This is a genomic window from Brevundimonas diminuta (assembly GCF_022654015.1).
Taxonomy (GTDB): domain Bacteria; phylum Pseudomonadota; class Alphaproteobacteria; order Caulobacterales; family Caulobacteraceae; genus Brevundimonas; species Brevundimonas diminuta_C.
Genome location: NZ_CP073063.1, coordinates 454,793 through 474,141, shown reverse-complemented (window position 1 = coordinate 474,141; position 19,349 = coordinate 454,793). Strand labels below are relative to the sequence as shown.

17 protein-coding genes are annotated in these 19,349 nt (G+C 66.1%); 8 read left to right on the top strand and 9 right to left on the bottom strand.

All coding sequences use genetic code 11. The annotated features are described in order from the left end of the window. The first annotated feature begins 89 nt into the window (after positions 1–89). The 5 genes from KAK88_RS02255 (at position 90) to KAK88_RS02235 (ending at position 4,504) form a co-directional block, all read left to right on the top strand. Positions 90–1,175 (top strand): glycosyltransferase family 4 protein, encoded by a 1,086-nt coding sequence (locus KAK88_RS02255; protein ID WP_242077704.1) that lies wholly within the window; start codon positions 90–92, stop codon positions 1,173–1,175. A gap of 35 nt (positions 1,176–1,210) precedes the next feature. Beyond that, entirely contained in the window at positions 1,211–2,710 is a 1,500-nt protein-coding gene (locus tag KAK88_RS02250; protein ID WP_242077703.1) for a phosphomannomutase/phosphoglucomutase, read from the top strand. Positions 2,711–2,779: 69 nt separating this feature from the next. Beyond that, positions 2,780–3,040 carry a DUF6894 family protein gene (locus KAK88_RS02245; protein ID WP_242077702.1) on the top strand — a complete coding sequence of 87 codons (261 nt, stop codon included), beginning with the start codon at positions 2,780–2,782 and terminating at the stop codon, positions 3,038–3,040. Beyond that, entirely contained in the window at positions 3,040–3,783 is a 744-nt protein-coding gene (locus KAK88_RS02240; RefSeq protein ID WP_242077701.1) for a Crp/Fnr family transcriptional regulator, read from the top strand. The genes KAK88_RS02245 and KAK88_RS02240 overlap by 1 nt, the downstream gene beginning before the upstream one ends. 52 nt (positions 3,784–3,835) lie before the next feature. Continuing rightward, positions 3,836–4,504 carry a Crp/Fnr family transcriptional regulator gene (locus KAK88_RS02235; protein WP_242077700.1) on the top strand — a complete coding sequence of 223 codons (669 nt, stop codon included), beginning with the start codon at positions 3,836–3,838 and terminating at the stop codon, positions 4,502–4,504. Here the strand turns inward: KAK88_RS02235 and glmS are convergent. Next, entirely contained in the window at positions 4,465–6,279 is a 1,815-nt protein-coding gene (gene glmS / locus KAK88_RS02230) for a glutamine--fructose-6-phosphate transaminase (isomerizing) (RefSeq protein WP_242077699.1), read from the bottom strand. The genes KAK88_RS02235 and glmS overlap by 40 nt on opposite strands. Positions 6,280–6,439: 160 nt before the next feature. Between glmS and glmM the strand changes: the two genes are divergently transcribed. Further along, on the top strand, positions 6,440–7,786 hold the full coding sequence (gene glmM / locus KAK88_RS02225; protein WP_242077698.1) for a phosphoglucosamine mutase: 1,347 nt from the start codon (positions 6,440–6,442) through the stop codon (positions 7,784–7,786). Here glmM and KAK88_RS02220 read toward each other — a convergent pair. Together KAK88_RS02220 and rph are read right to left on the bottom strand one after the other, a co-directional pair. Further along, complete coding sequence (locus KAK88_RS02220; RefSeq protein ID WP_242077697.1) at positions 7,783–8,244, bottom strand: hypothetical protein; 462 nt, start codon at positions 8,242–8,244, stop codon at positions 7,783–7,785. The two genes, glmM and KAK88_RS02220, sit on opposite strands and share 4 nt — an antisense overlap. Before the next feature lie 65 nt (positions 8,245–8,309). After that, positions 8,310–9,035, bottom strand: a complete 726-nt coding sequence (gene rph, locus KAK88_RS02215; RefSeq protein ID WP_112863132.1) for a ribonuclease PH — start codon at positions 9,033–9,035, stop codon at positions 8,310–8,312. A 66-nt stretch (positions 9,036–9,101) separates the two neighbouring features. On the opposite strand from rph, the gene hrcA reads away from it, so the two are divergent. Beyond that, positions 9,102–10,196: a heat-inducible transcriptional repressor HrcA gene (gene hrcA, locus KAK88_RS02210; RefSeq protein ID WP_242078544.1), complete on the top strand. Its 1,095-nt coding sequence runs from the start codon at positions 9,102–9,104 to the stop codon at positions 10,194–10,196. A 44-nt stretch (positions 10,197–10,240) separates the two neighbouring features. Beyond that, on the top strand, positions 10,241–10,828 hold the full coding sequence (gene grpE, locus KAK88_RS02205; RefSeq protein ID WP_153924513.1) for a nucleotide exchange factor GrpE: 588 nt from the start codon (positions 10,241–10,243) through the stop codon (positions 10,826–10,828). 24 nt (positions 10,829–10,852) lie between these two features. Here the strand turns inward: grpE and KAK88_RS02200 are convergent, their stop codons facing one another. The 6 genes from KAK88_RS02200 to rpe all read right to left on the bottom strand — a co-directional run bounded on the left by KAK88_RS02200 (position 10,853) and on the right by rpe (position 19,306). Continuing rightward, on the bottom strand, positions 10,853–12,895 hold the full coding sequence (locus KAK88_RS02200; RefSeq protein ID WP_242077696.1) for a S8 family peptidase: 2,043 nt from the start codon (positions 12,893–12,895) through the stop codon (positions 10,853–10,855). Positions 12,896–13,195: 300 nt separating this feature from the next. Beyond that, positions 13,196–14,095, bottom strand: a complete 900-nt coding sequence (locus KAK88_RS02195; RefSeq protein WP_242077695.1) for a dienelactone hydrolase family protein — start codon at positions 14,093–14,095, stop codon at positions 13,196–13,198. A 142-nt stretch (positions 14,096–14,237) separates the two neighbouring features. After that, the gene (gene purH / locus KAK88_RS02190) at positions 14,238–15,842 is read right to left on the bottom strand and encodes a bifunctional phosphoribosylaminoimidazolecarboxamide formyltransferase/IMP cyclohydrolase (RefSeq protein WP_242077694.1); all 1,605 of its coding nucleotides are present in this window, start codon (positions 15,840–15,842) and stop codon (positions 14,238–14,240) included. Between the two features lie 85 nt (positions 15,843–15,927). Further along, positions 15,928–16,749, bottom strand: coding sequence for a hypothetical protein (locus KAK88_RS02185; protein WP_242077693.1), 822 nt, complete (start codon positions 16,747–16,749; stop codon positions 15,928–15,930). Positions 16,750–16,787: 38 nt separating this feature from the next. After that, positions 16,788–18,635: a heparinase II/III family protein gene (locus KAK88_RS02180; RefSeq protein WP_242077692.1), complete on the bottom strand. Its 1,848-nt coding sequence runs from the start codon at positions 18,633–18,635 to the stop codon at positions 16,788–16,790. Beyond that, positions 18,632–19,306, bottom strand: coding sequence for a ribulose-phosphate 3-epimerase (rpe, locus tag KAK88_RS02175; RefSeq protein ID WP_242077691.1), 675 nt, complete (start codon positions 19,304–19,306; stop codon positions 18,632–18,634). The genes KAK88_RS02180 and rpe overlap by 4 nt, the downstream gene beginning before the upstream one ends. Positions 19,307–19,349 lie beyond the last annotated feature (43 nt).

Genomic DNA, 19,349 nt, shown 5'->3' with positions numbered 1-19,349 from the left:
TGACCAAACAACTGCAACCGTCTCGCCTTCGTCATTCGAACCGTCTAGAAGTTCCGCCCTTACCAACGGCTCAGGGTCCGCCCGCCTCAATGCGCATCGTTCTGGCCACCGACGCCTGGGAACCTCAGGTCAATGGCGTCGTCCGCACCCTGACCCGTACGGTCGCGGAATGTCGCGGCATGGGCCATGAGGTCGAGGTCATCGAACCCAGTCTGTTCAAGACCATCCCCTGCCCCACCTATCCGGAAATCCGGCTGGCGCTCGGAGCGGAAGAAGAAATCCGCGAGATGCTGCGGGCCTTCGAACCCGAAGCCGTCCATATCGCCACCGAAGGCCCCATCGGCATCGCCACCAGACGTATCTGCGTGGAGTGGAAGCTGCCGTTTACGACCAGCTATCACACCAAATTCCCGGAGTATGTCTCGGCGCGTTTCCCGATCCCGGTCCAGGTCGGCTACGCCTATATGAAATGGTTCCACAAGCCGTCTGGACGGCTGATGGTGGCGACGCCGACCCTGCGCGACGAGCTGGTCGAGCATGGTTTCAAGAACGTCTCCCCCTGGTCGCGGGGCGTGGACACGCATGTGTTCAATCCCGACCTGGAGCGCATATACGACGAGCTTGGCGGCAAGGACTGGCCCCGGCCCTTCTTCCTGAACGTCGGTCGTGTGGCGGTGGAGAAGAACATCGAGGCCTTCCTGCAACTTGACCTGCCCGGCACAAAGATTGTCGTGGGCGATGGCCCGGCCCGCGCAGAGCTGGAAGAGAAATATCCGGATGCCAAGTTCCTCGGCGCCAAATTCGGCGACGACCTGGCCCGCTGTTTCCGCGACGCCGACGTTTTCGTCTTCCCCAGCTGGACAGACACCTTCGGTCTGGTGATCCTCGAAGCTATGGCGGCTGGGACGCCGGTCGCCGCCTATCCGGCTCACGGCCCGATCGACATCATTCCGGGATCGAAAGCAGGCGCAATCGATAAGGACCTCAAGGCCGCCTGCCTGCAGTGCCTTGATCTCGATCGCAAGGCTGTGCGCGCCTATGCGGAAAAATTCAGCTGGCGCGCTTCGGCCGAGCAGTTCGTCGAGAATCTGCAACCCTATCCCGAACCCGAGCGCGGCCGCTTCTGGCGTCGCCTGCGGCGCATCGCTCGGATTCGCAAACGCGCCGCCGCCTGATCGATCGGCCCGTCGAGCCGCCCCAAGGACAAGCCATGATGAAACCCCGTCAGGACCTGAAGCCGAACACGGCTGCTTATGAAACCCAAGCCTTGGTCAAGCCGACCGGTTTTCGCGAATACGACGCGCGCTGGATCCTGGAAAAAGAGATCAACCTTCTCGGCATTCAGGCTCTGGGCCTTGGCCTGGCCACCTATGTCCACGAGATCGGCGTCGCGCCCAAGATCGTCACCGGCCATGACTTTCGTGGTTACAGCCTCAGCGTCAAACAGGCCCTGATCCTGGGGCTGCTGGAAGGCGGGATGGAGGTTCTGGACGTCGGCCTGGCTTTGTCACCCATGGCCTATTTCGGTCAGTTCGAACTGGACGCGTCCTGCGTCGCCATGGTCACCGCCAGCCATAACGAAAACGGCTGGACGGGTGTGAAGATGGGGGCGAACAAGCCTCTGACCTTCGGCCCCGAAGAAATGAGCCGTCTGAAAGAAATCGTTCTCAATGGTGAAGGCGTGGGCCGGCCCGGCGGCAAGCTGGTTCGGGTCGAAGACTTCCGCGAAACCTATGTCGCCGACGTGGCCTCAAAGGTACAGATCAAGCGACCACTGAAGGTCGTCTGCGCCTGCGGCAACGGTACGGCCGGCGCCTTCGCCCCCGACGCCTTGCGCCGAATGGGCGTCGAGGTGATCGAGATGGACACCGACCTCGACTATACCTTCCCGAAATATAATCCGAACCCGGAAGATCACGCCATGCTGGTGCAGATGGCCCAGCGGGTGCGTGAGACGGGCGCCGATCTGGCCCTTGGCTTCGACGGCGACGGCGACCGTTGTGGCGTCGTAGACGACACGGGCGAGGAAATCTTTGCCGATAAGATCGGCCTGATGCTGGCGCGCGACCTGTCCAAGGTCTATCCGGACAGCACCTTTGTGGTCGATGTTAAATCGACCGGCCTCTACAAGACCGACGATATCCTGAAGGCGAACGGCGCCGAGGTCGTCTACTGGAAGACCGGCCACTCCTACATCAAGCGCAAGACCGCCGAACTGGGCGCCTTGGCCGGGTTCGAGAAGTCGGGCCACTTCTTCATGGCCGGCGATCTGGGCCACGGCTACGACGACGGCCTGGTCGCGGCCGGCGCGGTGCTGGCCATGCTAGATCGCAATCCGGACAAGAAACTCAGTGAACTGAAGACAGCCTTGCCGGATGCCTGGACCAGCCTGACCATGTCGCCCCATTGCGACGACGAGCTGAAATACGGCGTGCTGGAGCGGATCGTGAAGGAGTATTCCGATCTGGCCGCAGCGGGCGGCGAAATCCTGGGCCGCAAGATCGTCGAGGCTATCACCGTCAACGGCGTTCGCGTGCACCTGGAAGACGGATCTTGGGTCTTGGTCCGCGCCTCGTCCAACAAGCCGGAGTTGGTCGTGGTGGTCGAAAGCATGCGGTCCGGAGACGACATGCGCGACCTGTTCCGCAAGGAGATCAAGCCGCGTCTGGCTGCCTATCCTGAAATCGGCGCCTTCAATCAGGAAATCTGAAACATCACAGCGGACTGAACCAAAGCGCTTCGTGACCGCTTCCCTCTCGGCTGAGGCCAGGAGGGAAGATTGCCGCGCTACTTTTTCCATACCCAGAACGGAGATTGCATCCGCGACGATCAGGGCGAGGAACTGAGGAGCGTTGACGCGGCCCGCGAGGAGGCCGTGGCCGTGCTGGGCGAAATCCTGCGCTATCGGGGCGCATCGTTCTGGACGACCCGCGCCTTCAGCGTCATCGTCACGGATGACGAGGGTCGAACGGTCGTCAGCGTCACGGCGGCTGCGTCCGATCAGGCACCCGACGGCTGGACATTGGCGGGGGACGCGTGATGACCAAGGCTGGCAGCGCCTCAAAGATCACCACGCTGGTCGATAAGTTGTCGCTTCGGGACAGGCTCAATCCCGAAGAAATCGATGCGTTGAGCGCTGTGCTCGACGCACCTAAAACCGTCTCCGCCGGATCCGATATCGTGCGCGAGCACACCCGCCCGCTACACAGCACGCTGCTGATCTCCGGCTTTTCCGCGCGTTATTCCACGCTGGAGGACGGGTCGCGCCAGATCACGGAAATCAATGTATCGGGCGACTTCATCGACCTGCACAGCCTGTTGATGAAGCAGATGGATCACGGCGTCGTCGCCCTGACCGACTGTGTGATCGCAGAAGCGCCGCACAGCGGCTTGATCGACATCACAGAGCGACATCCACACCTGGGCCGACTGCTTTGGCTGGACACCATCATCGACGCCGCCATCCATCGACAATGGCTGGTGGCCATGGGCCGGCGCAGCGGCCTGGGCCATCTGGCGCATCTGGTATGCGAGCTTTATCTGCGCCTTCAGGCCGTCGGCCAGACGGGCGATCTGACGTTCGACCTTCCCCTCACGCAAACGACGCTGGGTGATGCGCTGGGTCTATCGACCGTCCATGTCAGCCGCCTGATTTCCGAACTCCGCAGCGAAGGCGTCGTCGCTTGGTCGGGCGGGCGGATCGATATCCTCGACTGGCGTCGTCTGGCCGAAATCGCTGAGTTCGACCCCACCTATCTACGTCTGCAATGCGAGCCCGTCTGAGCGCTTAACGCATGTTATCGCACCGAACGGCGATCGGCCGTCTAGACGGGGCATGTCCCAGTCGAACCTCGCCCACGCCCTGTTGTCCGCCCTTGCGGTGAAGGGGCTCGACGAAGGCGACGCCTTCTTCGCTGAGGCTGGTGTGCGAACCTCAACGACGCAGAATGGCGAGGCTGTCGTCACACTGATTTTGTCCGGCGTCTTGGCGCGGATCAGGCCCGACGGCGCCCTGTCGCAGGGGCTGGCGTCCAGCGACGGTGTGATCAACTTCGACGCTGTATTGGGCGGGGGTGAGCCGGAGTCGGCCGTCTGGTTGACAGCTGGAAGATACCTGACCGTCTCCGCTCGCAAACTGGCGCAGAAGATCGATCGCGACAGTCTGGTCGAGATGACGTTGACTGATCTTCGCCGTCGCAACATCGCCCTTCAGGCTGAGCTGTCGCGCCACGCCGCATTGAAAGTCAGCCAGCGCCTGGCCGCCCTGTTGCTCGACGTTCACGACCGAAAGGGAGGCGACGTCCTGGCCCTTCGTCAAACCGAGCTGTCGCATCTGATGGCCGTGCGACGCGCCAGCATATCGACCGCCTGCACCGAACTTTGCGCCGCCGGCGCCGTGCGGCTGCGGCGCGGCGCGATCCAGATCACCGATGCAGAGGCCCTGCGGCGGATGACCGACGCGGCCTATTCGACCGTGACGGATTTGGCCAGGTTGCGGGGCTGATCCACGTCAGTGCCCTTCTGAACCGCGGTGTAATAGGCCAAGAGTTGCACCGGCACGGCATACACCAGGGGCGCGATCAGCGGGTGACAGTCCGGGGCGTGGATGCGGCGAATGCCGGCGCCGTGCGGATCGGGGGCCTTTTCCGGCGCGATCATGATGACCGGGCCGCCCCGCGCGGCGACCTCCTGGAGATTGGATGCGGTCTTTTCGAACACGTCGTCCAGCGGGGCCAGGGCGATGGTCGGGGTCTCTTCATCGATCAGGGCGATGGGGCCATGCTTCAACTCTCCAGCGGCATAGCCTTCGGCGTGGATATAGCTGATCTCCTTCAGCTTCAGCGCGCCCTCCATCGCCAGCGGGAACATGGCCCCGCGCCCCAGGAACAGCACGTCGTCGGCCTTTGATAGGTCGTGGGTTACGGCGCGAATGCTGTCGCCCATCGTCAGGGCCTCGGCGATCAGGCGCGGGCTCTCGAACAGGGCCTTGACCAGTTCGGCCTCGGCCGCTGCATCGATCCGGCCGCGCGCCACGCCCGCCGCCACGGCTAGGGCCAGCAGGGCCGCGACCTGTGCGGTGAAGGCCTTGGTCGAGGCGACGCCGATCTCGGGCCCGGCATGGGTGGGCCACAGGACGGCCGCTTCGCGCGCCATGGAGGACGAGTGAACATTGACGACGGCGGCGGTCTGCAAACCCTGCGCCTTGCACCAGGTCAGGCTGGCCAGGGTGTCGGCCGTCTCGCCCGACTGGCTGACGGCGACGGCTAGGGTGGATTTCGATACGGCCGGCGAGCGATAGCGGAACTCGGACGCGATCTCGACGTCGCAGGGCAGCCCGGCCAGCTTCTCGAACGCATAACGGCCGATCTGGCCGGCGTAGAAGGCGGTGCCGCAGGCGACGATCTGGATGCGGTCGATGGCGGCGAAATTGACGGGGTTGGTCTTGGCCTTTCCCGTCACCAGGTCGAGATATTCCGACAGGGTGTGCTGGACGCTGTCGGGCTGTTCATGGATCTCCTTTTCCATGAAGTGGCGATATTCGCCCTTCTCGACCATGGCCGAGGAGGCCGAGACCTGGACGATAGCGCGTTCGACCGGCTTGCCCGCCACGTCGAACATCTGGGCGCCGGCCTTGGTCACGGCGACGTAATCGCCCTCTTCCAGATAGGAAATCTTCTGCGTGAACGGACCGACCGCGAGCGCGTCCGAGCCCAGATACATCTCGTCCTCGCCCCAGCCGACCACCAACGGGCTGCCGCGCCGCGCGCCCAGGATCAGGTCGTCCGTCCCGTCGATCAGCACCGCCAGGGCATAGGCGCCGGTCAGCCGGTCGAGGGTGATCTTGAACGCCTCAAGCGGCGCACGACCCATATTCAGTTCGGCGTCCAGCAGGTGAGCGATGACCTCGGTATCGGTCTGGCTCTCGAAGACATGGCCTTCGGCCGCCAGTTCGGCTTTCAGCTCGGCGAAGTTTTCGATGATGCCGTTGTGGACCAGGGTGACACGACCAGCCTTGTGCGGGTGGGCGTTCTCGGTCGTGGGCGCGCCGTGGGTGGCCCAGCGCGTATGGCCGATGCCGACCGTCGCCGTCATCGGATCCTCGACCAGGACGGCCTCCAGATTGCGGATCTTGCCCTTGGCGCGGCGGCGCTCGACCGTGCCGTCTACGACGGCGGCGACGCCAGCGGAATCATAGCCGCGGTACTCCAGCCGTTTCAGGCTGTCGATCAGCCGGGGAACGACAGGTCCGTTGCCGGTGACGCCGATGATGCCGCACATAGCGAAGGCTCCGAAAGGTCAGGAAGGGGGCGCCGCTTTGCACTGGCGGCGATCCGGGGCTAAGCCACACATCAAGCCCCACCGGCCGTCTATGCAATCTTAAGGCGGGCCGCATCAAAAAAGGGGTTTCGGAACGTTACCCGAACCAAAGGACCTTGCCTTGGGCGACAGAAAATATTTCGGCACCGACGGCATTCGCGGACGCGCCAACACCTATCCGATGACAGCCGAGGTCGCGTTGCGCGTGGGTCTGGCCGCCGGGAAACTGTTCCGCACCGACGACGACCGCCGCCATCTGGTGGTGATCGGCAAGGATACGCGCCTGTCCGGTTATACGATCGAGCCGGCGCTGGTGGCCGGGTTTGCTTCGGTCGGAATGGACGTGCGCACCTTCGGACCCGTGCCGACGCCCGGCGTGGCCATGCTGACCCGTTCGATGCGCGCGGATTTGGGCGTGATGATCTCGGCCTCGCACAACGACTATGCCGACAACGGGATCAAGCTGTTCGGGCCGGACGGCTACAAGCTGTCGGACGAGATCGAGCTGAAGATCGAGGCCATGATGGACCAGGGCTTGGACCAGGGCCTGGCGCCGTCGAACAAGCTGGGCCGGGTCAAACGCATCGACGACGCCCAGGCGCGTTACATCGAGATCGCCAAACAGGCCTTCCCCAAGCGGCTGACGCTGCAAGGGCTGCGCATCGCCGTCGATTGCGCCAACGGCGCCGGATACAAGGTCGCGCCGACCACCCTGTTCGAACTGGGCGCCGAAGTCTTCCCCGTCGGCGTGACCCCCAACGGCACCAACATCAACGCCGAGTGCGGCTCGACCCATCCGGCGACCCTAGCCGATGCGGTCAAACGCTACCGCGCCGATATCGGCATCGCCCTTGACGGCGACGCCGACCGACTGATCGTCTGCGACGAGACAGGCCGGGTCGTGGACGGCGATCAGATCATGGCCCTGGTCGGGCTGGACTGGGCCAGGCGCGGTCTCCTGACCGGCGGCGGCGTGGTGGCCACCGTCATGTCCAACCTGGGGCTGGAGCGCAAACTGAAGTCCGAAGGCCTGACGCTGGAGCGGACCAAGGTCGGCGATCGCTATGTCATGGAACGGATGCGCGAAGGCGGCTTCAACATCGGCGGCGAGCAGTCGGGCCACATCATCCTGCACGACCACGCCACGACCGGCGACGGCCTGATGGCGGCGCTGCAGGTGCTGGCCGTCCTGGTCGAGTCCGGCAAGCCGATGAGCGAACTGGCTCGACAGTTTGATCCCGTGCCGCAAAAGCTGGAGAACGTCCGCTTCACCGCCGACAAGCCGCTGGAAAGCGACGCGGTCAAGGCCGCCATCGCCGAGGCCGAAGCGGCCTTGAGCGGTCAGGGACGGCTGCTGGTGCGTCCCTCGGGCACGGAAAAGCTGATCCGCGTCATGGCTGAGGGCGACGACGAGGCGCTGGTGAAGCGGGTGGTGGCCGCCGTCGCGGGAGCGGTGCGCTCAGCCTAGGGCTTGCATGCCGCCGGCGGGTCGCCATCGCGTTCCCACAGCTTGCAGGACCGTTCGATCTCTCCCTGGATCAGATCGCAAGGATTTGCGGCATTGCAGGGCGGCCGGGTCGCCGGGCTGACCTGGATGCAGCGCTCGACCAACCGGGCCGAGGCGGCGGCTCCGATGGCTTCGCGGCAGGGGACCTCGCTGATCGGCACCGGCTGAGCGGGCATGTCCGGTCCTTCGGGAATGCCGGTTTCGGTGTCCTCGGCCGGTTTGGTCGCTTCCTTCTCCGCAGCCGCCGGCTTGGCGGGCGCGGCAGGCGGCGGAGCGTCCGGCGCCAGCGGAACTGCGTCGATGACGTCGCTGCTTGCCGCCGTGTCGCCGGGCGCAGGCTGATCGGCTGGATCGGCGCGCTGACATCCGGCCATCAGCAGAACGCAGGCGGCCATCGAAAGCCAGGGGGATCGACGCATCGACTTGTCTCCGGTCAGGACTGACCGAACGAGGATGCCCGTCCGAGCCCCGAGGTGAAACCCCCTTATCGCTTCACCGCCGCCAAGGCCGCCTTCTGCAGGGCGAACAGTTCGGTGCAGCCGGTCTCGGCCAGCGAGAAGAGCCGGTCGAACTCGGCGCGCGAGAAGCCGCGCTTCTCGCCGGTGGCCTGGACTTCGACGATCTGGCCCGAGCCGGTCAGGACGAAGTTTGAATCCGCCTCGGCCTCGGAGTCTTCTTCGTAATCCAGGTCCAGCACCGGCACGCCGTCGCAGACACCGCACGAAACGGCCGCCACCTGGTCCGTGATCGGGTCGGCCTTCAACACACCCTCGTCGCGCAGATAGTTCAGCGCCAGGCTCATGGCGACCCAGGCGCCGGTGATCGACGCCGTGCGCGTGCCGCCGTCGGCCTGGATGACGTCGCAGTCGATCAGCACCTGACGTTCGCCGAGCGCTTTCAGGTCCACCACGGCGCGCAGGGAGCGGCCGATCAAACGCTGAATCTCTTGCGTGCGGCCGGACTGTTTGCCGGCGGCGGCCTCACGACGCCCGCGCGTGTGAGTGGCGCGGGGCAGCATGCCGTATTCGGCGGTCACCCATCCCTGCCCCGAATTGCGCATCCAGCCCGGCACCTTGTCCTCGATCGAGGCGGTCACCAGCACCTTGGTGTTGCCGAAGCTGATCAGGCAAGAACCCTCGGCATAGCGGTTGACGCCGGTCTCGATGGTGACCGGACGCAGTTGATCGTCGGTGCGTTGCGAATGGCGCATGGGAAGGGTCCTTGGAAGTCTGACCTTGGAAGCTGTGGCGGCGGTGCTTATCCTGAAACCGTGAGCCTGTATGCCCCGAAAAACCCGCCGTTCGACGCCGGCCAGTCCCTCGCAGGTCTGGCGGGGCTGGATGCGCGGGCGCGCGACATCTTCCGTCGCATTGTGGAATCCTATCTGGAGACCGGCGAGCCGGTCGGGTCGCGAACCCTGTCGCTGGGCGGGATCGCCCTGTCGCCTGCCTCGATCCGCAACACCATGCAGGATCTCACCCTCGCGGGTCTGCTGGCCGCGCCCCACACCTCGGCCGGGCGGATCCCGACCCATGCGGGCCTGCGCCTGTTCGTGGATGGCCTGCTGGAGGTCGGCGACCTGACCAAGGAAGAGCGGCGCGAGATTGACGGGCGGCTGGCGGGGCGCGGTCGGAACTTCGAGGCGGCCCTGGATGAAGCCTCGAACCTGCTGTCGGGCCTGGCCGGCGGCGCAGGCGTTGTCTCCAGCCCGGTGCGCGATTCCGGCGTCAAACATGTCGAGTTCGTCGCCCTGGGCGGGGACCAGGCCCTGGCGGTCATCGTCGCCGACGACGGCACGGTCGAAAACCGGATCATGACCCTGTCGGCCGGGGTCACGCCCTCGACCCTGGTCGAGGCCTCCAACTTCCTGAACGCCCGCCTGCGCGGCCGACCCTTCGCCGACGCCCGGCGCGAGATGACCCAAGAGCTGGAAATCGCACGGCGTGAACTGGACCAGACCGCCGCCCGTCTGGTCGAGGACGGATTCGCTGCATGGTCCGGCGGCGCAGACCGGGAGCGCGCCCTGATCGTGCGAGGTCGCGCCAATCTGCTTCAGGACCGGGAAGGCCTGGCCGATCTGGAACGGGTCCGCGTCCTGTTCGACGATCTGGAGCAGAAGGAACAGCTAATCGGCCTGCTGGACGGCGTCGATGCGGCCCAAGGCGTGCGCATTTTCATCGGCGCGGAGACACGGTTGTTTTCACTTTCGGGTTCCGCCGTGATCGCGGCGCCCTATATGAGCGGCCGACAGCGGGTTCTGGGCGCCATCGGCGTCATAGGCCCCGCAAGACTGAACTACGCCCGTGTCATTCCGTTGGTGGACTATACCGCCCGGGTGCTGGGCCGGATGCTGGACGGGAACGACAAGTGAGCGACAAGCCCCTTAACGACGAACTGAACGCCGTGGACGCCGACATGGCCGAAACCAACGCCGAACATGGCCTGGACGCCCATCCGTCAGACGATCTGGCGCCGCTGGACGCCGTGATCGCCGAGCGTGACGAGTGGAAGGACCGCGCCCTGCGCGTCGCCGCCGAGATGGAGAATCTGAAGCGCCGCTCGGAGACGCAGCAGAACGACGCCCGCGCCTTCGCGATCCAGCGCTTCGCCAAGGACCTGCTGGGCGTCGCCGACAATCTGGAACGCGCCCTGATGGCCGCGCCCAAGGACGCCGAGGGCGCAACGGCCGGTCTGGTGACCGGGCTGGAGCTGACGCAGAAGGCCTTGCTGCAAGCCTTCGACGCCAACGGCCTGAAGCGCGTGGCGCCGCAGGCCGGCGAGGCCTTCAACCCGCACCTGCACCAGGCGATGATGGAACAGCCGTCCGAGACCGTGCCTGGTGGATCGGTGATCCAGACCATGCAGTCCGGTTTCGAACTGTTCGGCCGCACCGTCCGCCCCGCCATGGTGGTCGTCGCCGCCAAGGGATCCGGCGCCCAGGCTCCCAACCCTTATGGCGCCGCCCCCGCCGCCGACGGTCAGGCCTTCGACGGCAAGGCCTGATCCGCAGTGGTCAGGCGGCGTCGGTCAGAACTGACGCCGCCAGGCTCCGATCAAGGCGAACTCCGGCGGCGCGTCTGCGACGTGACGCGGCTCACGACTGGCGACCGCCTGAAGCGTCATGCTGGATCCGTCCCACAGCTGACGTTCGCCCCCGAGGATGAAGTCGATCTGACGGCCGCTGGGCGTCGCCGAGAAGCTGCGGCGCGAATAGGTCAGCGGATCGAAATATTCGACCGGAACATCCGCCAGCATGGCCACGAAGGTTCCGCGCTCGATCCTGAGCGGTTGAGCCAGGGTGAAGCTGATCCGGTCGCAGATCATCGAACAGCCCGTCAGGAGCCCCAGCCGCCAGTTCGAACTGATCGCCGCCTGATCCATCGACAAGAACCGGCCCTCGATACGGGTCGACCCCATCCCCGCCTCGCCGATCAGGCGCAGGCCCGGCCGCAGCGTCCAGTCGCCGCCGAGCGCATAGAAGCTGGTCCGTGACGGCAGGGCGAAGTCGGACCCGCCCGGCAGGAAGGCGCCCAAGGGTCCAAGCCGTTCATCCAGAGCGCCGACGCTGAACGACAGACCGCCGTCCGCTCCGCGCCATCCGATCGCCGCGCGACTATAGGTCGAGGCTTCCTGCTCGACACGACGCAGCGGCATTCGGCGATCGCCGCCCCCGCTTTCGCCAGAAACCGTCACCGCGCCGAACCGCATGGCGCCGCGCACGGCGTGGTCGGCCTGGGCCAGGGCGGCGAAACCGTCGCCCGCTGCGCCGTTGAACGGTGATGTCGCCCCGCCCTTGCCTTGCCAGACCGAGAAGTTCATCCGGCCCGTGGCGACGTCAAGCATCGCCTCCTGACGCGGCTCGTCCCCCATCCAGGGTGCGTTATAGAGATCATGACGAGGCGCGATCGGCTCGGGGCGGGCGCTGGGCTGAGCCGCGATCAGGTTCATTCGACCGCCGCCCGGCAGGGCCAGGGTGGTCGTCGCAGTGGTGTTCTGCTCGAACGGCGCCGCCTGATAGGACCGGCTGGGTGCAGTTGGATAGGCGCCGCCCAGTTGGACGGCGAACATGCGATCGTAGGCGTCGTAAAGCACCGTGTTCAGCGCCGTCTGGCGACCGAAAGCGTCCCCGAACGCCGCGCCGACGAAGCTGCCCGGTTCGCTCATGCTGACGATGGAGCTTCCGTCGGCCATCGGCGTCGAGGTCGTTCCGACCGGTCTGAACGCGCCCGCCATGTCCAGCAGGCCGCGCCCATAAACGATGTCCGTGCCCGGATCGCCCGCATCGCGTGCGGTTGTCAGCAAGATATCCAGAGCCGCGCGCGCCGTCAGATTGGGGAAGGCCTGCATCAGCAAAGCGAGCGCGCCGGACACATGCGGCGCCGAGAAGGATGTGCCGTTGACGCGCCAGCACGACGTGCCCTCGCACCCTGTAATCACATCCTCGCCCGGCGCAGAAATATAACCGACCGCCGTATCCCCTGCTCGGTTCGAGAAGCTGGACATCGCATCAGTCGCGCCGTGCGATCCGACCGCGATAACGCTGCCGGCGAAGCGCGGGTCGATGGCGTAGCGAGCGGGCCAGCCCGGATTGGCGTTTCCGTCATTGCCAGACGAAGCCACGATCACGGCGCCCGAGTTGACCGCGCGCAGCAGCGCCGCCTCGAACGCCGATCCCAGCCGCCCATCGCCGCCCAGCGACATGTTGATGATCTTGACGCCATTGGCGACGGCGTAGTCCAGCGCGCGTACCAGATCCGAACTGCTGAAACAGACGTCCGTATTCTTGTCCGTGCAGTCGGAAATATCGGTGCGGATCGACAGGATGGTCGAGTTGTACGCCACCCCGATCGTGCCGAACCCGTTGAAGTTCGAGGCGATCACGCCCGACACGCGCGTGCCGTGACTGCTTGACGCCACATAGGGCGTATTGCGCCCTACGACGACATCGGTCGAGGCGCTGGAGATGCGCCCCTCCAACTCCGGCAAGGTATTGGCAATGCCGGAGTCGACGACTGCGACGGTGACGCCGGCTCCGGTCGCACCGGCCTGCCAGGCGGATTGGACCTTCATATTGGCCAGGCCGTAGTTCCGCAGATACTCGCTCGACGTGACCGAAGGGGGCGGAGGCGGTGGAGGCGGCGGTGGGGGAGGAGGAGGTGGCGGCGGTGGAGGAGGCGGAGGCGGAGGCGGAGGAACAGGGGGCGTGATCGTGCCGCCCCCGCCACCGCCGCCTCCTCCCCCACCGCACCCTGCGAGAGGCAGAAACAGCAGGCCCATACCCAGGACGATCGCCCCGCGAAGTCGCAATCCGTTCACGCCCTACCCTCCCATACTCGGGCTGCTCCCCGCAGCCTTCACATCAGTAACACCCTAATTCTTTAACGCTTTATCGAACGTCGCCAGCAGCTTGGACCAGCCGTCCTTCGCGTCCGCCTCCGAATAGCTGGCGCGGTAGTCAGCGTGGAAGCCGTGCTGGGCGTCGGGATAGACGACGATCTGGCTGCCGGTCTGGCCGGCCCGGGCCAGAGCGTCGCGCATCCGCTCGACGCTGGCCAATGGGATGCCCTGATCCTTGCCGCCGTACAGGCCGAGCACGGGCGCCTTCAGATCGTCGGCGATGTCGATCGGCCAGGGTTGGCCCGATGAGATTTGAACCGGAGTGGCGTCTGCGGCGGGGGCCAAGCGGCCGTACCAGGCCACGCCGGCGCCGATGGCGGCGAAGCGGGCCGCCCCCTGCCACACCACCTTGCCGCCCCAGCAGTAGCCGGTGATGCCGACCTTGCCGTCCTTGGACCACGACTGCTGGCTGGCCCATTCCAGCGTCGCCGACAGATCGCCCATCACCTGCTCATAGTTGGCCGCCCTGACGATCTGCATGATCCGCTGCATGTCCGACAGCGGCGCGGGATCCTCGATCCGGACGAAGAAGGCCGGTGCAATGGCGGCGTATCCCTGCTTGGCCAGACGGCGGCAGATATCGCGGATATATTCGTGGACGCCGAAGATTTCCGACACCACCACGACTACCGGGAACGGCCCGTCGCCCCCCGGTCGCGCCACATAGGCCGGAAGCTGAAACCCGTCCGGCGCCGCATAGGTCACGGTCTCCGTCGCCAGGCCCGCGTCATCGGTCGTGATCGGCTTGGCCTCTTTCGCCAAGGCTGCGACCGCATAGCCGGAAAACAGCAGCCCCCCGAGCGCGCCCAAGGTGCGACGGCTTAGTTTCAGGTCGTCGGCGGTCTGGCCTTCGGGACGGATCAGCACGGTCATGAGACGCTCCAACGCGGAAAAGACGTCAGAGCATCACGCCCGGCGTCGAGCGTCCAGTCACGTTAAGGCGCGCGGATCAGGAAGAAGGGCGCTCAAGCAGCGAGCGACCGGGTCGCGAGCGGTAGCGCCCTTCTCTCCAGGATCAATGCCTGAAGACCCTAACGCCGGTGAAGGCCATGGCGATGCCCTTCTCGTCGGCGGCGGCGATGACCTCGGCGTCGCGCATCGAGCCGCCCGGCTGGATCACCGCCGTGGCGCCGGCCGCGACGGCTTCCAAGAGACCGTCGGCGAAGGGGAAGAAGGCTTCAGACGCACAGGCCGATCCCTCGGCTAAGGACTGGGTCAGACCCTTGGCTTCTCCGGCTTCCTTGGCGCGGATGGCGGCGATGCGGGCGCTGTCGCGACGGTTCATCTGGCCGGCGCCAATGCCCGCAGTCTGGCCGTCCTTGGCGTAGACGATGGCGTTGGACTTGACGTGTTTGGCCACGGTGAAGGCGAACAGCATGTCCTGGATCTCGGTCGGCGTCGGCTGGCGCTTGGTGACGATCTTCAGGTCCGACGGCTTGATCAGCGACCGGTCGCGCGACTGGACCAGGAAACCGCCGCCGACCGAGCGGAACACCTCGCCCGGACCGTGCGGATCGGGCAGGCCGTCGGTGATCAGCAGACGCAGATTCTTCTTGGCGGCGAAGACGGCCTTGGCCTCGTCGTCGGCGCCGGGGGCGATGACGACCTCGGTAAAGATGCCGGTGATGGCGCGGGCGTCCTCAGCCGTGAGCGGACGGTTGACCGCGATCACGCCGCCGAAGGCCGAAACGGCGTCGCATTCCAGCGCGCGAGCATAGGCTTCGGACAGGTCCTTGCCCACCGCAACGCCGCAAGGGTTGGCGTGTTTGACGATGACCACGGCCGGCTGTTCGAACTCGGCCACCAGCTCATAGGCGGCGTCGGCGTCGGCGATATTGTTGTAACCCAGTTCCTTGCCTTGAACCTGGTCGGCATACGCCACGCCCGGACGGCGCTCGCCGGTGCGGTAGAAGGCGCCGGTCTGGTGCGGATTCTCGCCATAGCGCAGGGTCTGGGCCAGCGAGCCCGCGATGAACTTGCGAGCCGGGGCGGCATCCTCGATCTGACCGGCGAACCATCCGGAGACGGCGGCGTCATAGGCGGCGGTGCGCGCAAACGCGCGTGCGGCCAGGCGCTTGCGCAGAGCCAGATCGGTCGAGCCTTCGGTCTTCAGCGCCTCAAGGATCAGGCCGATGCTCTCGCCGTCGACGGCGACGGCGACGTAGCCGTGGTTCTTGGAGCCCGAGCGGATCATGGCCGGGCCGCCGATGTCGATGTTCTCGACCGCCGCCTCGAAGGCGCCTCCGGCCGCGACGGTGCTTTCGAACGGATAGAGGTCGATCCAGACGATATCGATGGCGCCGATGCCGTGATCGGTCATGGCCTGGGCATGGTCGGCCGCGTCACGCACGCCCAGGAGGCCGCCGTGAACGATCGGGTGCAGGGTCTTGACCCGGCCGTCCATCATCTCGGGGAAGCCGGTCAGATCAGCCACGTCCTTGACCGGCAGACCCAGCTTCTCGATCGCCGCGCGCGTCCCGCCGGTCGAGACCAGTTCGACGCCCAGATCGTGCAGCGTGCGGGCCGCATCCTCCAGCCCGGCCTTGTCGGACAGAGAGATCAGAGCGCGTTGCGGCTTGACCCGGTCAGGGGCGGGCGGAAAGTCAGGAGCGGCGGGCATGAAGCGGCGTCCGGGAAAGCTGGCGGGGGTTGGCGCGCCCTCTAGCACCGGACCGCCATTACGTCACCCTGCGAGCATCCAAAGCTTATCGCGATATCGAGGAAGTTTGCGTGACGACCTCCAAGCTCAAATAGAACACATGGTCCTGAATTAGAGCGGGATCGCTGATCGCGATTTTTTGCCGCTCGACGGCGCGGGTCAAGCTGCGCCCGAAGCCTCCATCCTTGGGCGCCTCCGCTTCAATCAGACAATTTACAGGCCTCATTTCGCGCCCGACAATGCAACTGATATCCGCCCGTGCGTTCCCTGGGCGGGAGCCGAGCTGCAGCCCTCTCAGCCAATGCTCGTCAAGCAGCGTTTCATCCACCCGTGGCATGGTGTCACGACGTTCGATTAAGGGACGATCACAGGCTGTCAAAACCCTGTCCACGTTTTTAGACTCTGTAGGAAGATCAAGCTCCATCCGCATGCGATCCGGATCACCTTCGCGGGAACGAACCGTCAGAACTCCGCCGCCCTTAAAAAAGCGCGCGTCGCGAGCGGCGGCAGTGCTGCGAAAAGCCGTACTGGGGGAAGAGGCCTGCCAGCGTCCCGCGTCGCTCCGCCCATCGGCTCGGTACAATTCCAATGTTCTAAATGTTGCTGTCGTCTGAGGGACGCCAAGCAGAACAACGCTTAGGGCTCCCGCACGGCACTGGATCACAATAGCCTGTCCTCCAGAGAACTCCACCATGGCGGCTGCGGTCCTGCTTGCAGCATCCTCGCCATACTCCCAATCATCAACAGAGAGCTCCTGAGCCTGCGCGGCAGCGCCCAAGACGGCGAGACCGACGAAAGTGAAAATTGCTGAAGAAACGGAAATAAGGAGCTTCATTGGTTCATCGCGAGCTGGCGTGTCATTGGCCATGGAACATGACAGAGCTACGAACTTACGCGAGCTGAGATTTAGATAGGATCGCCGCTCGCGCCGGCCGGGCTCAGCTTCCAGCGGATCTTTGTCTCGCTGTCGGTGCGAGCCGAGCCGCGCACCACGATCTGCAGCGAACGGCGGGTCAGGCCGGCATCGATATGGACGCTGGGCTCGATGGCCACATCCGGTCCATCGGTCCTGAACCACCAGCCCCGGCCCGAGGCGCCCCGCAGCAGGATCGAGCGTCGGTCGCGCGCCAGAGAGGCCTGAACCCCCGGCTCCAGATGGAAGCGGATGGCGTAGGGGGCCGCGATCTGGCGCACCATCTCCCTGCGGCATGGCGAGGGAAAGAGTTTTTCTTCGGCCCGCAGCTCGTCAAGCCGCTGGTCCAGATAGAGCCGGCGTTGATGGTTCAGGCCGAACAACTCATTCCAGCCGTCGTGTTCCATCTCCAGCCAGACGGCGCCGTCGCCGTCGCGCAGGTCGGTGGTCACATGGATCGGCGGTCCGACCAGGCGCGGACCCAACAGGTCGCCCTTCCAGCCGCCCAGCGGTTCGTTCAGCGACCGCTCGCCCAGGGTCAGGGTAGAGTGGGCGGGCGTCAGGCGCAGGGCCTGGCGATCCGTCGAGGCCGGCGTCCACCCCGAGCCGGTCACCAAACGATCCTTGCCGCAGGCGATCTCCAGCGCCAGCGGCTGGGCGCAGGCGGCCGCCCCCCAGGCGTCGCGCGCCGGCGGAGCGGTGTCGGCGATGATGGTGAGCAGGGGGCTGGCGATGCGCGTCAGGCCGGCGACCGCACCGGTCGCTGCAGGCGCGTCGTCGCTTCTGGCCATCGCTTCGTCATCGTGGGCGCGGGCGGCCGCGACGCGTTCGAACGTGGAGGGGCCACCGCCCTGGAAGCTGGCCAGCCGACCGTCGGGCAAGGTCAGCAGGCGCAGGCCCTGTGTCAGCCGGGCAATGGCGGCCGACACGCTCTCGGGCGTCGGTTCGGACAGTTGCGACAGGGCGTCGTCCAGCGTCAGCAGGTCGAGCAGCAGCTCGAGGCCCGCTTCAGGACTGCGCGAGGCGTGGCCGCCGTCGGCCTGCACCGTCGTCTTCAAGGCGCCGTCCAGCCGCGACAGCGCGCGGCGACGCAAGGCCTGCCCTGGCGAACCCGCCAGCACGCAGCCGCCAATGGCCGCCGCCGTCAACCGCTCGGCCCGGCTGGCCAGACCGCCGGGCGGACGCAGCAGTTGTCGGGTCTGGCGCGCTAGACTGTCGGCCAGTTTCAGCCGCTCGGCCTCGGTCGCAACAGCGCCCATCCGCCGTGCGCCGCACGCCAGATTGACGACCCGCCGCGCCAGAATTTCCGGTCCCCAGGCGAAGGGCGACCATCGTGCGAAGGCGTCGGCCCAGGCCAGGGTCAGACGCAGCGCCTCGCGCGCGCCTCGGTCGCCTTGGGCCATCAGCCCCGGCATCCAGGCGAAGGCGTGAAGCTCGACCGCAAAGGGTCGCGAAGGACTGGGCCGGTTCCACGGATCGGACGGGGACTCGACCTCCATCGAGGCGCCGGCCAGCATGAAACGCCCGGCCAGGACATTGCGCCCCGGCGCCGGATCGTGCGGGCGGAAATCGCGCGGCGTGGCGGCGAAGGCCGTCACCTTGCCTCCGCCCAGCGGCGACCCCAGCGTCAGGCCGTAACCGGGCAGGCCGTAAAGCTCGATCCACAGCTGCCGCGTCGCCAACCGTCCGGCGATGGCGGGCCACAGGCCGGGTCCGGCAGTCGTGTCGCCCGATCGAACCGGCGTGCGCACCGGCGCGCCAGGCAGGCCGGGAATCTGACCCGAGGCGACGTCCAGCGTCGTTTCCTGGCCCCGCGGGGCGAAGGGGCCGAGCGGGCTCACGCGAAGCTCTGAGCAGCCGGCGCAGCCTTCAGGGCGGCGATATTGGTCGCGTAATCGCCCTTGAACACGAACGAGCCGGCGACCAGCGCATCGGCGCCGGCGGCGACGCAGGCTGCGGCGTTGGCGGAGGTCACGCCGCCATCCACCTGAAGGTGAGCCGACGAACCGGCGCGGTCGAGAATGGCCCGCGCGCCCGCGATCTTCTTCAACGAACTGTCGATAAATTTCTGACCGCCGAAGCCCGGGTTGACCGACATGATCAGCACCAGATCGACCAGATCGACCACCTCTTCCAGGATCGACAGCGGCGTCGCCGGATTGAACACGATGCCGGCCTTGGCGCCCAGCTGGCGAATGCGACCCAGGGTGCGGTGCAGGTGCGGCCCGCTCTCAGGGTGAACGGTCAGGATGTCGGCGCCCGCCTCGCGGAACGCCTCCAGCCAAGGATCGACCGGCGCGACCATCAGGTGCACGTCAAACGGCAGGGTCGTGTGCGGTCGGATCGCCTTCACGATGTCGGGGCCGAGCGTGATGTTCGGCACGAAATGCCCGTCCATCACATCGACGTGAATCCAGTCGGCGCCCGCCGCTTCCAGCGCGCGGACTTCTTCACCCAGCCGCGCGAAATCGCTGGCGAGGATCGACGGGCAGATCAGAGGGGTAACGGCCATGGCCTTCCGGATAAGGCGGGTTGCGGGCAGGAGCAAGGCGCTC

Coding starts and splice junctions, on each gene's coding strand:
- KAK88_RS02255 (WP_242077704.1), top strand. CDS start 90: ATGCGCATCGTTCTGGCCACCGACGCCTGGGAACCTCAGGTCAATGGC.
- KAK88_RS02250 (WP_242077703.1), top strand. CDS start 1,211: ATGATGAAACCCCGTCAGGACCTGAAGCCGAACACGGCTGCTTATGAA.
- KAK88_RS02240 (WP_242077701.1), top strand. CDS start 3,040: ATGACCAAGGCTGGCAGCGCCTCAAAGATCACCACGCTGGTCGATAAG.
- KAK88_RS02235 (WP_242077700.1), top strand. CDS start 3,836: ATGTCCCAGTCGAACCTCGCCCACGCCCTGTTGTCCGCCCTTGCGGTG.
- glmS (WP_242077699.1), bottom strand. CDS start 6,279: ATGTGCGGCATCATCGGCGTCACCGGCAACGGACCTGTCGTTCCCCGG.
- KAK88_RS02220 (WP_242077697.1), bottom strand. CDS start 8,244: ATGCGTCGATCCCCCTGGCTTTCGATGGCCGCCTGCGTTCTGCTGATG.
- rph (WP_112863132.1), bottom strand. CDS start 9,035: ATGCGCCATTCGCAACGCACCGACGATCAACTGCGTCCGGTCACCATC.
- grpE (WP_153924513.1), top strand. CDS start 10,241: ATGGCCGAAACCAACGCCGAACATGGCCTGGACGCCCATCCGTCAGAC.
- KAK88_RS02200 (WP_242077696.1), bottom strand. CDS start 12,895: ATGAAGGTCCAATCCGCCTGGCAGGCCGGTGCGACCGGAGCCGGCGTC.
- KAK88_RS02195 (WP_242077695.1), bottom strand. CDS start 14,095: ATGACCGTGCTGATCCGTCCCGAAGGCCAGACCGCCGACGACCTGAAA.
- purH (WP_242077694.1), bottom strand. CDS start 15,842: ATGCCCGCCGCTCCTGACTTTCCGCCCGCCCCTGACCGGGTCAAGCCG.
- KAK88_RS02185 (WP_242077693.1), bottom strand. CDS start 16,749: ATGGCCAATGACACGCCAGCTCGCGATGAACCAATGAAGCTCCTTATT.
- rpe (WP_242077691.1), bottom strand. CDS start 19,306: ATGGCCGTTACCCCTCTGATCTGCCCGTCGATCCTCGCCAGCGATTTC.